13 protein-coding genes are annotated in these 13,274 nt (G+C 51.0%); 5 read left to right on the top strand and 8 right to left on the bottom strand.

The window, feature by feature from the left end; all coding sequences use genetic code 11:
- Positions 1 to 143: 143 nt before the first annotated feature.
- Entirely contained in the window at positions 144 to 1,121 is a 978-nt protein-coding gene (locus CIL02_RS06875; protein ID WP_094400251.1) for an ROK family protein, read from the bottom strand.
- Positions 1,122 to 1,289: 168 nt separating this feature from the next.
- Between CIL02_RS06875 and CIL02_RS06870 the strand changes: the two genes are divergently transcribed.
- The 4 genes from CIL02_RS06870 to CIL02_RS06855 all read left to right on the top strand — a co-directional run bounded on the left by CIL02_RS06870 (position 1,290) and on the right by CIL02_RS06855 (position 5,129).
- Positions 1,290 to 1,955, top strand: coding sequence for a LysE family translocator (locus CIL02_RS06870; protein ID WP_094400249.1), 666 nt, complete (start codon positions 1,290 to 1,292; stop codon positions 1,953 to 1,955).
- Between the two features lie 79 nt (positions 1,956 to 2,034).
- Complete coding sequence (locus tag CIL02_RS06865; RefSeq protein WP_094400247.1) at positions 2,035 to 2,583, top strand: DUF4924 family protein; 549 nt, start codon at positions 2,035 to 2,037, stop codon at positions 2,581 to 2,583.
- Positions 2,584 to 2,627: 44 nt separating this feature from the next.
- On the top strand, positions 2,628 to 3,485 hold the full coding sequence (gene rfbD, locus CIL02_RS06860) for a dTDP-4-dehydrorhamnose reductase (protein WP_094400245.1): 858 nt from the start codon (positions 2,628 to 2,630) through the stop codon (positions 3,483 to 3,485).
- A gap of 54 nt (positions 3,486 to 3,539) precedes the next feature.
- On the top strand, positions 3,540 to 5,129 hold the full coding sequence (locus CIL02_RS06855; RefSeq protein WP_094400243.1) for a peptide chain release factor 3: 1,590 nt from the start codon (positions 3,540 to 3,542) through the stop codon (positions 5,127 to 5,129).
- A 53-nt stretch (positions 5,130 to 5,182) separates the two neighbouring features.
- Here CIL02_RS06855 and CIL02_RS06850 read toward each other — a convergent pair whose 3' ends face one another.
- From CIL02_RS06850 to CIL02_RS06840, 3 genes are read right to left on the bottom strand one after another with little or no spacing between them, the layout of a single operon-like run.
- Complete coding sequence (locus CIL02_RS06850) at positions 5,183 to 5,959, bottom strand: MBL fold metallo-hydrolase (RefSeq protein ID WP_094400241.1); 777 nt, start codon at positions 5,957 to 5,959, stop codon at positions 5,183 to 5,185.
- A complete protein-coding gene (murB, locus tag CIL02_RS06845) occupies positions 5,959 to 6,990 on the bottom strand; it encodes a UDP-N-acetylmuramate dehydrogenase (protein WP_094400239.1) in 1,032 nt (343 codons plus the stop codon). Before murB ends, CIL02_RS06850 begins: the two co-directional genes overlap by 1 nt.
- Positions 6,991 to 6,993: 3 nt before the next feature.
- Complete coding sequence (locus tag CIL02_RS06840; protein WP_094400237.1) at positions 6,994 to 7,857, bottom strand: DUF4348 domain-containing protein; 864 nt, start codon at positions 7,855 to 7,857, stop codon at positions 6,994 to 6,996.
- Between the two features lie 147 nt (positions 7,858 to 8,004).
- Between CIL02_RS06840 and pheS the strand changes: the two genes are divergently transcribed.
- Entirely contained in the window at positions 8,005 to 9,045 is a 1,041-nt protein-coding gene (gene pheS / locus CIL02_RS06835; protein ID WP_094400235.1) for a phenylalanine--tRNA ligase subunit alpha, read from the top strand.
- 463 nt (positions 9,046 to 9,508) lie between these two features.
- Here pheS and CIL02_RS06830 read toward each other — a convergent pair whose 3' ends face one another.
- The 4 genes from CIL02_RS06830 to CIL02_RS06815 are packed head-to-tail and all read right to left on the bottom strand — an operon-like array spanning position 9,509 to position 13,263.
- The gene (locus tag CIL02_RS06830; protein WP_094400233.1) at positions 9,509 to 9,985 is read right to left on the bottom strand and encodes a cob(I)yrinic acid a,c-diamide adenosyltransferase; all 477 of its coding nucleotides are present in this window, start codon (positions 9,983 to 9,985) and stop codon (positions 9,509 to 9,511) included.
- 19 nt (positions 9,986 to 10,004) lie between these two features.
- Positions 10,005 to 11,033: an iron ABC transporter permease gene (locus tag CIL02_RS06825; protein WP_240513562.1), complete on the bottom strand. Its 1,029-nt coding sequence runs from the start codon at positions 11,031 to 11,033 to the stop codon at positions 10,005 to 10,007.
- Between the two features lie 9 nt (positions 11,034 to 11,042).
- Positions 11,043 to 12,143, bottom strand: a complete 1,101-nt coding sequence (locus CIL02_RS06820; protein WP_094400231.1) for an ABC transporter substrate-binding protein — start codon at positions 12,141 to 12,143, stop codon at positions 11,043 to 11,045.
- A 7-nt stretch (positions 12,144 to 12,150) separates the two neighbouring features.
- On the bottom strand, positions 12,151 to 13,263 hold the full coding sequence (locus tag CIL02_RS06815) for a YncE family protein (protein WP_141210150.1): 1,113 nt from the start codon (positions 13,261 to 13,263) through the stop codon (positions 12,151 to 12,153).
- Positions 13,264 to 13,274 lie beyond the last annotated feature (11 nt).

The following is a 13,274-nucleotide window of genomic DNA, read 5'->3' as shown; positions in this document are numbered from 1 at the left end:
CTACCCTGGGCTATGTGCTTTTTGCGCGTACTGCCTACGGTATTTTCCGAATAGTTACGTATCCAGAAAGGCTTGTTAAAAAAATATATGGAGCACCATTTGTATTGTCAGATGGTGCTCCATAACGTTATTAGTGATTATCATCAGATATCCCAGCCTACGGCAGATGCACCAAGTACGGCGGCACTGCTTCCGTCAAGACCGCTGAAGAGGAACTGTGCCTTGCCCTTGAATATCTTCAGCACATGCTCATCGTAGCTTTTCTTTATCGGGTTCATAATGAGATCGCCCGCCTTGGCCATTCCTCCGAAGAAGATGAATGCCTCGGGACTGCTGAAGGCAGCGAAATCAGCACACGCCTCACCGAGCATCTCGCCCGTAAAGTCATAAACCCTCTTGGCCAGATCGTCGCCCTTGCCTGCGGCAATAGCCACATCGAGCGAGGTGATGTCTTCTGGATTAATATTCCGCAAGATGCTTGGCTCATCGCTTGTCTGCAGGAATTCCCTTGCCGTGCGTGCCACGCCCGTAGCCGAGCAGTATGCCTCAAGACATCCCGTACGTCCGCATCCGCAAGAACGTCCGTTTTCTCTGCGCATGATGACATGTCCCAGCTCGCCAGCAAATCCATCGCTGCCATATACCACCTGTCCGTTGATGACAATACCCGAGCCTACGCCCGTACCAAGTGTCAGCATAATGAAATTCTTCATGCCTCTGGCCACTCCATAGGTCATCTCGCCGATAGCTGCGGCATTGGCATCGTTGGTCAGCGCTACGGGCACACCTAACTTGTCGGAGAACAGCTTGGCCAAAGGCACTATACCATTATGCGCCCACTTCAGGTTTGGGGCAAACTCTATGGTACCATTATAGTAGTTGCCATTCGGTGCGCCAATACCCATAGCCTTTATCTTTTCTACGCCGCCCACCTGGTCGATTATTATCTGCAGCGCATCGACTGCAGCGTCCACATAGTCCTCTACTTTATCATATCCCTGCGTCTTAATGGCAGTAGTAGCCTTAATCTCTCCCCTGCTGTCAACGATACCGAAGACAGAATTGGTGCCGCCGAGGTCCAAGCCGATAACATACGGCTTCAAAACTGATTGTGTTTCCATTGCAAATTATTTGTTTATATTTAAGTTTACAGTCATAGGTGTTATGAAAGCAAAGATAGTAAAAATAGCCCGAAAGCCAAAGGATTTGGGCAAAAAAGTCATCCTATCATGTATTTTTCTCCCTCCAATGGCGTATTTTCAACTTTTATTATTAATTTTGCATACGATATGCCATTTCCATTTCATATAGACATATTAGGCGTAATGCTCAAGGGAACCATCATCGGCATACTTGCTTCGGCTCCTATGGGTCCTGTGGGAGTGCTCTGTGTACAGCGCACCCTCAAGAAAGGACGTTGGTATGGGTTTGTAACAGGTATTGGTGCAGCTGTAAGCGACATCATCTATGCGCTGATAACAGGCTACGGAATGAGCTTCATCATGGATCTCATCACCAATCCTACCAATAAGTTTTGGCTGCAGATTTTCGGCAGCATGATGCTTCTCGTCTTTGGCATATACTGCTTCCGCAACAATCCCACCAAGAAGATGCACCACAGCGGCAACAACAAAGGCACGTTCTGGCACAACGGCCTGACGGCCTTTCTGGTGACATTCTCCAATCCGCTAATCATCTTCATCTTTATGGCCTCCTTTGCACAGTTTGCCTTTGTCATTCCCGACCATCATTTCGAGATGTCCCTTGGCTACGCCTGCATTGTGGGAGGTGCGTTGTTGTGGTGGTATGGACTGACATGGCTTATCGACAAGGTTAGAGGAAAGTTCGACGAGAACGGCATCCTTATTATCAATAAGGTGATTGGCAGCTTTGTAATATTCTTCTCGCTGCTTATGCTCATAGGAACCATCTTCAATCTCTATACTTTCTATTAGCGTGCTACAACGACGGCAACAAAGCTATTGCCGCCGTGCGACGCACCACCTCACAACATAACATTATTCATCGCAAGACATGTTCATAGCACAAGAATTACGCAAAAATTCCATAGCCGAATACCTGCTCTACATGTGGCAGGTAGAGGACATAATCAGAGCCTACGGCTGCTCGCTGTCGCGCATCAGAAAGGAATACATAGACTCATTCGAGCTTGACGACGAGCAAAAGGAGGAGGAGCTGGACTGGTGGGGCAACTTGGTAAGGATGATGAACCAAGAGGGATGCCGCGAGCATGGACACCTCCAGATAAACAAGATTGTTGTTCAGGACCTTACCGAACTGCATGCGCAGCTGCTACAGTCTTCCAAATTTCCTTTCTATAATACAGAGTACTACAAGGTGCTGCCGTTCATCGTCGAGCTGCGCAACCGCGGTGACAAGGACTTAACCGAGATAGAAACCTGCCTCAACGCCCTCTATGGTGTAATGATGCTTCGGCTTCAGCACAAGGACATCAGTCCCGACACCAAACATGCCATAGATGAGATAACAACATTTCTCGGCATGCTTTCCGACTACTACAAGAAGGACAAGACAGAAGGATTGGACTTCGACGAGGAATAAGCGGGAACAATCATTACACATATTTATATATAATACACGATAACATGAACATACTTATCACAGGCTGCAACGGACAACTGGGCAACGAGATGCAGCTGCTTGAGAAGCAATACCCAGAGCATACGTTCTTCAACACCGACGTGGCAGAACTGGATATAACCAACCCGCAGGCCATCAATGCATTTGTTGACGGCAACGCTATCGACGGCATCGTAAACTGCGCTGCCTACACCGCTGTTGACAAGGCTGAGAGCAACACCGACCTGTGCCATCTGCTCAACGCCAAGGCACCGGCATTCCTGGCAGAAGCCATTGAGCGCAGAAACGGATGGCTTGTACAGATTTCCACCGACTATGTCTTCGATGGAACCAACCATACACCTTACACGGAAGACCAGGCAACATGCCCCAACAGCGTCTACGGAGAGACAAAGCTTGAGGGCGAGAGGCTGGCAACAGAAAAGTGCAGCCGCACCATGATTATCCGCACGGCATGGCTCTACTCCACCTTTGGCAACAACTTCGTCAAGACCATGATAAGGCTTGGCAAAGAGAAGGAGCAGCTCGGGGTAATCTTCGACCAGGTAGGCACCCCAACTTACGCCGCCGACCTTGCCTCGGCCATCATGACGGCAATAAGCAAGGGAATAGTGCCCGGCATCTACCATTTCTCCAATGAGGGTGTTATCAGCTGGTACGACTTCACAAAAGCCATACACCGCCTTGCCGGCATAACCACATGCCATGTCAAGCCGCTGCACACCGCCGAATACCCCACCCCAGCCCACCGCCCGCACTACAGCGTGCTCGACAAGACAAAAATCAAACAGACATACGGCATCGAGGTGCCATACTGGGAAGACTCACTCGCCCTATGTGTAAGGCAGCTGATGATCCAATAATAATCTTAGAACATCCACCCTTTATCTACAAACTTTCAACTTTCAAATCCCAACATGAACAAGGAAATAGAAAGAAGACGAACATTCGCTATCATATCACACCCTGACGCCGGTAAGACAACCCTTACCGAGAAGTTCCTGCTCTTCGGAGGACAGATACAGGTTGCCGGAGCCGTAAAGAGCAACAAGATACGCAAGACGGCAACGTCCGACTGGATGGACATTGAGAAACAGCGCGGAATCTCTGTGTCCACGTCCGTAATGGAATTCGACTACCTGCCAGAGGGCACGGAGGGAGACCCGTACAAGGTGAACATCCTCGACACACCGGGACACCAGGACTTTGCCGAAGATACCTACCGCACGCTGACTGCCGTTGACTCGGCCATCATTGTCGTTGACTCGGCAAAGGGTGTGGAGGCACAGACCAGAAAGCTCATGGAGGTATGCCGCATGCGCAACACGCCTGTAATAATCTTCATCAACAAGATGGACCGCGAGGGACGTGACCCCTTCGACCTGCTCGACGAGCTTGAGGAGGAACTGCAGATAAAGGTCAGACCACTGTCATGGCCCATAGGACAGGGTCTGCGCTTCAAGGGAGTATACAACATCTACGAGCAGCAGCTCAACCTCTTCACTCCAAACAAGCAGCGCGTAACGGAGAAAGTGGCCGTAGACATCAACTCCGCAGAACTCGACGAGCATGTAGGAGAGCGCGAGGCACAGCAGCTTCGCGACGACCTTGAGCTTATCGACGGAGTATACCCGGAATTCAACGTTGACACCTACCGTAGCGCAGAGGTTGCACCAGTATTCTTCGGTTCAGCCCTGAACAACTTCGGTGTGCAGGAATTGCTCAACTGCTTCGTTGAGATAGCCCCGTCACCAAAGCCAACCAAGGCTGAGGAACGCACCGTGGAGCCGGAAGAGCCGAAGTTCACAGGCTTCATATTCAAGATTACCGCCAACATCGACCCCAACCACCGCAGCTGCATCGCCTTCTGCAAGGTTTGCTCTGGCAAGTTCGTCCGCAATCAGCCCTACCAGCACATACGTCTGAACAAGACCGTGCGCTTCTCTTCGCCCACACAGTTCATGGCACAACGGAAGAGCACCATCGAGGAGGCATATCCCGGCGACATCGTAGGACTGCCCGATAATGGTATATTCAAGATTGGAGATACGCTCACCGAGGGAGAGCAGATTCATTTCCGCGGCTTGCCATCGTTCTCGCCCGAGATGTTCAAGTATATCGAGAACGACGACCCTATGAAGAGCAAGCAATTCCAGAAAGGACTTGAGCAGCTTATGAACGAGGGCGTAGCCCAGCTGTTCGTAAACCAGTTCAACGGGCGCCGCATCGTAGGCACCGTAGGGCAACTGCAGTTCGAGGTAATCCAGTACAGGCTTGAGAACGAGTACAACGCCAAGTGCCGCTGGGAGCCTGTCCACCTGCACAAGGCATGCTGGATAGAGGCCGATGACCAGACGCAGCTCGAAAACTTCAAGAAACGCAAGTACCAGTACATGGCAAAGGACATTGAGGGACGTGACGTGTTCCTCGCAGACTCAGGCTACGTGCTGAGCATGGCACAGCAGGACTTCGAGCACATAAAGTTCCATTTTACGAGCGAGTTCTAACCCGTTTCCGACAAACATTGTGTGTGAGGCTTACCTTACACTCCAAGCTGCAATCACAGACAGAACTCTACCTCACCGCCATCGTATGCCAAATGTACATCTTGTGGAAGCATGGAGCTGGCAAGGCTGTGAAGTCCAATTTTGTGTGTAAGATGCGTAAGCCATGTTTCTTTCGCTCCTATGGCTCTTGACAGTTCCAGGGCATCGCTGACAAGAAAATGGGAATGATGGGGCTTCTCCCATCTGAGCGCACTCACTACAAGACAGTCGACTCCCCTTATAAGCTCCATGTTGGCATTGTCGATGTATTTGATGTCAGTGATATATGCCAAACTGCCTATTCTGAATCCGAGAATGGGCAGTTTGTCGTGTATCACCTCTACGGGCATTACCTGTATATCGCCAATGATGAGCGGCTTGTGCGGATAAATTGTGTTCAGGCGGAGGCGTGGCACCCCTGGATAGAGTCTGTCGGTGAAACAATAATACATCATCTGCTTTATAGCCCTGACAGCCTGACTGTTGGCATAGAGGTCTATGTCTCCGAGCGTACAGTAAGGACGCAAGTCATCCACACCGCCGACATGGTCGTAATGGGAGTGGGTGACAAGCACTCCGTCGATGCGCCGGAACTCCTTGTCCATGAGCTGCTGTCGTATGTCGGGACCACAGTCTATGAGCAGCCTGGTGCTGGCAGTCTCTATCATGGCAGCAGTACGCAGTCTGCTGTCGTGAGGGTCGCTACTCTTGCAGACCTCGCACGTACACCCGAGCGAGGGCACTCCGCCCGACGTTCCTGTACCAAGGAAATATAGTTTTGCCTTGTTCATCACACGATATTCACCTCTGGCTGCAGGCTGATGCCGAAACGCTCACATACATCATGCTGCACAGCCTTCATAAGTCTTACTATGTCACTTCCCGTGGCTCCACCCTTGTTTACAAGCACGAGAGCCTGACGAGAGTGTACCCCAGCCGGGCCAATGGTCTTGCCTTTCCATCCGCACTGGTCAATCATCCATCCTGCCGGTATCTTGTAAGCGGTGCATTCACCCAGAACGTTTCTCACCTCGTAAAACGGCATTGAGGGATAGTCCCGCCTTATGTTCTCGAACTGTTCCCTGCTTACAATGGGGTTCATAAAGAAGCTACCGGCATTACCCTCCACCTTCGGGTCAGGAAGCTTGGCGTTTCTTATGTCTATGATGACATCCCTTAGCTGGCGTGCCGTAGGCGTTGCTATGCCCCTGGCATCCAGTTCTGCTCGAATATTGCCATAGTCGACATGTGGAGTGAATGATGTTGATAGCCGATAGGTGACAAAAGTTATGAGGAAACGGTTACGCCACTCTGTCTTGAAACGGCTCTGCCTATATGCGTAACGACATTCCTCCGCCGGTATGGTCACCACCTTGCCTGTTGCTATCTCCACCGCCTCTACAGAACAGATGACATCCTTAACCTCGGCTCCGTATGCTCCGATGTTCTGTACCGCACTTGCGCCTACCTGCCCTGGAATAAGCGACAGGTTCTCAAGGCCGTACAGTCCTTTATCGACGCAGTAGTTCACGACATCATCGAATACCAGTCCGGCCCAGCATCTGAGCGTAAGGTTCTTGCTGTCAAGGCATACCCCCGCACTGACATCGGCCATCGGGGCAGGCGTTACCACCGTGCCGGGATAATCGCCCGTGAGCAGGAGGTTGCTGCCTCCACCAACAATCAGGAATGGCGACGAGGATATCATCCCCGCCACTTCCACGGCCTCGTCTACAGACGCATATTCCAGGAAACGGCCGCACATGGCATCAATGCCGAAGGTATTGTGTTCCAGGAGTGAGTAATTTCTAATATCGCGCATAGCTTAACTTGAAAATTCTGTCAATAGCCAATGTCCAGTGGCTTTCTGCCGTTTGAACACCATCTCAATCTCCAGTCCGTTCGAGATACCTCTGACAACCAAAATCTTGGTCTTGCTCTCAGGGTATTCCTTACCGTAAATAATATTGTAGATGTTTCCCTCAGGAATGAGCGCAGGCTTGAAGTCGGGCCATTGTCCCGGCATCATCCATCCAGTCATGGTAGAGAAATCATCGTCAGGGTCTGGAGCAGTGAACTTCACCTCGTCGGCCATACTCTCGATCTGGAACAGGGAGTCGGTGGCGAAATGCTCATAGAATTTCAGGAAATTGGCATTGTTGTTCTTGTATACAGGGTCGTAGCAGATAGACTTCATCCTCCACGCTCCCCTTACTCTGTCGAAGACAAACTTCTGCACAGTCTTGATATCGAAGAATATTTTCTCGACAACGACGTGCGCCACCGCTGTGTCCTTGACAACACCCATGTGGCTACGGCTGTCGAAGAGCAAGGTGTAATAGCCCTGCCTCATGAAGAAACGCTCCATTCTCCACTTGTCCTTCTCCACCGTCTTCATCAACTCTCCGTTTTTATAAACAGGCAGCGGAAAGTCCACGCGCTCAAGTTGCAGTTTCTTGCTTGAGGCAAAATTGAAGAAGAAATCATCAAACAGCTCGTCAGCAGCCTTTGGCATGGGAGTGTCAGCGATAATCTCGTCTGTAGAGTCGGCAGCAGCCGAGTCCGTCGCCAGGGAGTCAGTGACGAGAGAGTCGCCCCCCGCGGTCTTCTTGTCCGTACATCCGCTATTGGTGAGGCACAAGGAGCAGGCGAATACAAGCAGCACAACAAAAAGCAAACCTCTATTCATGGTCCATTCTGTTAAAAACTCTGGCAAAAGTACACATAAAAATTGATATAACGACAAAAAAGCATGATACTTTTGTATTTTCAATGTTACATTGTTTTAATTTTCACTTTTTTATTAGTACCTTTGCAGCAATTATTTATTTCAGACATGCTATTAGAAAAGATAGAAACACTTCTCAAGGAAGTTAGCGAGCTCAAGGCAAGCAATGCCGAAGAGCTTGAGCAGCTGAGACTGAAGTACCTCAGCAAGAAGGGCGAGATAAGCCTGTTGATGAACGATTTCCGTTCGGTACCGGCGGACCAGAAGAAGGTTGTCGGCATGAAAATCAACGAGCTGAAGCAAACGGCAACACAGAAGATCAACGACCTCCGCGAGCAGTTCGCCGAGGCAGAGGCCACGTCAGACAACATAGACCTCACACGCAGTGCCTACCCTATATCTCTCGGCACACGCCATCCGCTGACCATTGTCACAAACGAGATCATAGACATCTTCCAGCGAATGGGCTTCACGCTGACAACAGGTCCGGAGATTGACGATGACCTTCATGTGTTCACAAAGCTCAACTTTGCCGCCGACCATCCGGCACGCGACATGCAGGACACATTCTTCATTGAGCAGAGCAAGCTCAACGACGTTACCAAGAACATACTCCTCCGCAGCCATACCTCTGGCGACCAGTCACACTACATGGAGAAGCATGAGGCTCCTATAAGAATTATCTGCCCTGGTCGCGTATACCGCAACGAGGCCATCAGCGCACGCGCCCACTGCTTCTTCCATCAGGTAGAAGGTCTTTACGTGGACAAGAACGTCAGCTTCACCGACCTTAAGCAGGTGCTTCTCACCTTTGCCCGCGAGATGTTCGGCGAGGACACGAAGATACGCTTGCGCCCAAGCTATTTCCCATTCACGGAACCAAGTGCGGAGATGGACATCTCATGCCATATCTGCGGTGGCAAGGGCTGCGGCTTCTGCAAGCACACCGGATGGGTGGAGATTCTTGGCTGCGGTATGGTTGACCCCAATGTGCTTGAGGCCTGCGGCATAGACAGCAAGGTATACACCGGCTATGCCTTCGGTATGGGTGTTGAGCGCATCACCAACCTGAAATACCGTGTCAGCGACCTCCGTATGTTCTCCGAAAACGACACCCGCTTCCTGAAGGAATTCGAGGCCGCTAACTGATGTGCTGAGATAGCAGGCATCCTTTACCGGACTTATATATTATAATAAGCCCGTCTCCATTTTCTATTCTCACGAAAATGGAGTCGGGCTTGTTTTTTCATCCGATTATGGAGTGATGTTCAATTCCTAAATGAAGGCAAAGCTTTGCGTAGGCGGATGCAAAGCTTTGCGTGGGCAGATGCAAAGCTTTGCGTTGGCGGATGCAAAGCTTTGCGTTGGCGGATGCAATGCTTTGCGTTGGCGGATGCAATGCTTTGCACAATAACCAGCACGCGCTTACAGCGCAATAACTGCCGACATGAAATTCTGAATTAGGGTGACCATTTTTTTGGACATCAAATTGTACAGCCTTGTAGTATACCCAGACCACACTGCTATGAATGACAATCACTCGAAATATCTGACGAGCCTGTTTTTTGACAGTCTCACAACAGACCAGAATGGAGAATTGGGGAGGACGGCATCAATCCTTTCTTGCCAGCAGGAACAGGTAGTCGCTAAGGCGGTTTATATAAGCCAGCAATTCCTGAGGCAATGTCACGTCGGCATTCACCTTCCACAATCTCCTCTCGCAAGTACGGGCGTGCGCGCGTGCCATGTCGAGCCATGCCGAGACGAGGCTGTCACCAGGAATTACAAAGCGGAACGACGACTCCGATTCCGACATAATCCGTTCAAAACGTTCAGTATGCTCCCGCAGCACGCTGACGTCTGCATGACCACCGGCCACTATTGTCATTACACTCATCAGGTCCAGCTGTATCATTCTCACTTCCTCTGCCATCTCCTGCCGAGTCATTGCACGCACAATGCCGAGTATGCTGTTCAGCTCATCCAGGCATCCGTTAGCCTCTATCCGGGTATCGTTCTTGTCGACCCGTGTACCATCAGCAAGACCTGTTTGCCCACAGTCTCCTTTCTTAGTGAATATCCTTGGCATAAAAAATCTTTTGTGTTTATCAACGTTTTCTTAATATCACATACAATATCACTGGTGCACCGATAAGGGGCGTAATGGCATTGAGCGGCAACAGCACTCCGTCTGACAACACCGTTGTGAGTAGATTGCACAACAGTGCGATGGCAGATCCACACACCATTGTCACGGGCATCAGCGACTTATGGTTGTCAGTACGCATCAGCAAACGGGCAATGTGCGGAACGGCAAGACCAAGAAAAGACACCGGACCGCAATAGGCTGTAGCCACGGCCGACAACAGTCCCGTAGACAGCAACAGCCTATTGCGCACGCTCACTACGTCAACTCCAAGGCTCTCGGCATAGCGCTCGCCAAGCAGCAAGGCGTTGAGAGGCTTGACAAGCAATACGGCTGACAGAAGGGCCAAGGCAGACAACGCTACGAACACTGGCAACTGCTCTGACGACACTGCCCCAAAATCTCCCATTCCCCACAGCATGTAACTGCGCATGCCATCGGCAGAGGCAAAATAGTTGAGCAATGTGATGGCACTCGATGACAGATAGCCTATCATTATACCAACGATGAGCAGCATCACTCCCGAACGCACGATGGCCGACAGGGCAAGTATCAGTGCCGTAACAGCCGTAGCTCCCACAAAGGCTGCGGCAACAACCGTTATCTGCCCCCCTATTGCCGTAGATGTGCCAACGGCAAGGGTCACTATGGCCACAGCAAGGCTTGCTCCACTGGTTATACCGAACACAGACGGTCCCGCCAAGGGATTACGGAATGCAGTCTGCAGCATCAGTCCCGCTACCGACAACGAGGCACCACAAAACACTGCTACTACGGCCTGCGGCAAGCGGCTGTGCAGAATGATGAACGACGTTGTCTCGCTGACATCCCACGCAGGACAGCCTAAGCAGGCACCAAGCACTTCCAACACCTGTGAGGGCGGAACATGCGTGCTGCCAACGAATATGTTCACGACAAACAGGGCGAGCATCGCTAAAGCCAATGCCACCACAACCATACGGCTACCTGTTGCATGTCCGTCGTTCACCATTGTTGTCTGCTAATCTGTGTAATACCTCAGTCCACCAAGGTCTGTCCCTGGATGCAATATCTGTATGAACTCCCTGAGCAGGAAATCCGGGCGGAAGGCCGTCTCCTCGAACAGAGGCTTTGACGATGTGTCACACTGGTATATGTTTCCGTTGCGGAATGCCTTCAGGCCGGCATATCCATGATATTCGTCAAGCAGCTGCCGGCGTGTGAGCGGTTGTCCCCCCTGGTATTTGAATGCCCATACGTCAGACTCTCCTGCCTTGGCAAGTACTTGCTCAAACGACAGTGCCAAACTGCCCGGATGGGTATCACCGGCAAAGGCATACCCTCCATTGGCGTCGGCTATCAGTCTGGCTATGGTGCTGCGTCCTCCCGGGCAATACCATGTAGGCCCGGTCTTCCGTTCTGTAAGAATAGAACGTCCTTTTGGCATTTTTATTGCCATCTGCCTCAACATTTGATACGTGCTGTCAACAACCTCGAATAGGCTGTCGGCCTTAGCCTGGCAACCGAACAGCAACCCATAGAATTTCATCCACTCTGCCCTGCCCAGCGGACTTTCCTCCATATAGTCGGCAGCCATGACAACAGGCACACCCAGTCTCTGGAGTTTCTGCTGCCCATTGCCATTCTCGAACGGGCTGACAATAATCACGTCGGGAGCGAGCGTTACAACCTTCTCCATATCAGGCGACATGGCATCGCCACAATCAGCTACAGGCATCAGGTCACCACCTTCTGCCACATATCCATTGGCAGCCCTACGCTGTATGCCGGGTATGTTCATATATCTCAGGTCGCAGACCCCGGCTATGTAATCCTCACACCCGATATACTCCATCAGCTGGCAGTGCACCGACGTGAAGACCAGTGCCTTACGGTATGGTACTCCACTGTCAATACGCAGTTTCTGCAATAGCCTGCCTTCATTCCATGGGTCGGCAATGAGCACATCCGTATGGTCGGCATATCGCACCATTGTGAGCAGCCGCGCATACTTCATCCTAATGGTATCGCCACCACCATCCGCAGGCGTGCCCTGCGACGAGCAAGCCTGCATCATGGTGATGGCGACAGACAGGACTATATATATAATAAGGTGTCGCATATGTCATTTACTTGCTTTCCGTATGCGTACGGCATACGATGGTTCCCGGACATACGCCACAGGTGTATGAGCCAAGCAGCGAGCCGTCGGCGTCAAAGCGGTAAAGGACGCCGTCGGTGGTATAGCTGGCATATTCGGGAGCATCGGGATTTGGCGACAGCGAGCTTACGAACACCTCGCCAGAGCATGGCATGACGCTGATGGCATAGGGCGAGAATATCGTCGTGCCAACCGCAAAGTCGGCTGTTGTCTTGTCTTCCTCATTGTATACCTTATACTGTGGAGCCTCACCGTATGGGGCATTGACAAGATAGAGCTTTGAGTGCAGCTCATCGTATGCCATCATGGTAGCATTGCCGATTACGCTCACATTGCCATTCCTGTCTATACACTGCACTGTGGCAGCCACATCATAGTAGTTGCCCTGGCTGAGTATGTAGACATTGCCGCCATTGGCAGCTATTGCCTGAACAGGATTTTCTGCCACGGTGATGGTATCAGTCGGCACAAGTCCCTGAGCATCGAGCACCACCACCTCCTTGTTGTAGGAGTAGTCCGGGTTCCAGGCCGTGCAGACATACAGCGAGCCTTCTGCCACGGCAATTCCTTCCAGGTTGCCATTTATTTGTGTGCTCTCGCCTGCAATGGAGCGTGTGCGCATGTCTATCTTGTACACCTTGCCTGTATATGCAGTCACATATATGTAGTCTCCCTCGGTTGCAATCTCGCGAGGACTTGTTATGCTGACGGCATCATAGGCCACATTATTGTTCACATTCACGAACTCTACCCTGTTCTCGTCGCTTACCGCAATGCAAAGCACAGAGTCGGCAAACATCAAGCCATTGTTGGGAGTACCGCCGAGAGAGCGTCCATTGGCCGCGTCGAAGATGTTGCGGCTCATAGTGAAGGCATTTGCCTCCTTGTCAAAATTCAGAAAGTCGAGCGAGCCGTTAATCTGAGAATAATAGCTTCCCTCGTTGATTACATAGACGCCGTCAACGTCAACAGTCTGGACAGGGGCGATGAGGACGCCACCGTTATCGTCATCGTCATCACATGATGTAAAGGCCATTGTTCCTGCAAGCAGAACAGCCATAGATAAAAGATACTTTTTCATTTTTACTTGTT

This window comes from Prevotella sp. P3-122 (assembly GCF_002251365.1).
GTDB lineage: Bacteria > Bacteroidota > Bacteroidia > Bacteroidales > Bacteroidaceae > Prevotella.
This window is presented reverse-complemented; position numbering and strand designations above follow the sequence as displayed.

Bases quoted from the DNA above. Each gene is read 5' to 3' on its own strand.
- murB (WP_094400239.1), bottom strand. From the start codon at position 6,990: ATGCGCGATATTAGAAATTACTCACTCCTGGAACACAATACCTTCGGC.
- CIL02_RS06840 (WP_094400237.1), bottom strand. From the start codon at position 7,857: ATGAATAGAGGTTTGCTTTTTGTTGTGCTGCTTGTATTCGCCTGCTCC.
- rfbD (WP_094400245.1), top strand. From the start codon at position 2,628: ATGAACATACTTATCACAGGCTGCAACGGACAACTGGGCAACGAGATG.
- CIL02_RS06850 (WP_094400241.1), bottom strand. From the start codon at position 5,959: ATGAACAAGGCAAAACTATATTTCCTTGGTACAGGAACGTCGGGCGGA.
- CIL02_RS06830 (WP_094400233.1), bottom strand. From the start codon at position 9,985: ATGCCAAGGATATTCACTAAGAAAGGAGACTGTGGGCAAACAGGTCTT.
- CIL02_RS06815 (WP_141210150.1), bottom strand. From the start codon at position 13,263: ATGAAAAAGTATCTTTTATCTATGGCTGTTCTGCTTGCAGGAACAATG.
- CIL02_RS06855 (WP_094400243.1), top strand. From the start codon at position 3,540: ATGAACAAGGAAATAGAAAGAAGACGAACATTCGCTATCATATCACAC.
- CIL02_RS06825 (WP_240513562.1), bottom strand. From the start codon at position 11,033: ATGGTGAACGACGGACATGCAACAGGTAGCCGTATGGTTGTGGTGGCA.
- CIL02_RS06865 (WP_094400247.1), top strand. From the start codon at position 2,035: ATGTTCATAGCACAAGAATTACGCAAAAATTCCATAGCCGAATACCTG.
- CIL02_RS06870 (WP_094400249.1), top strand. From the start codon at position 1,290: ATGCCATTTCCATTTCATATAGACATATTAGGCGTAATGCTCAAGGGA.
- CIL02_RS06820 (WP_094400231.1), bottom strand. From the start codon at position 12,143: ATGCGACACCTTATTATATATATAGTCCTGTCTGTCGCCATCACCATG.
- pheS (WP_094400235.1), top strand. From the start codon at position 8,005: ATGCTATTAGAAAAGATAGAAACACTTCTCAAGGAAGTTAGCGAGCTC.
- CIL02_RS06875 (WP_094400251.1), bottom strand. From the start codon at position 1,121: ATGGAAACACAATCAGTTTTGAAGCCGTATGTTATCGGCTTGGACCTC.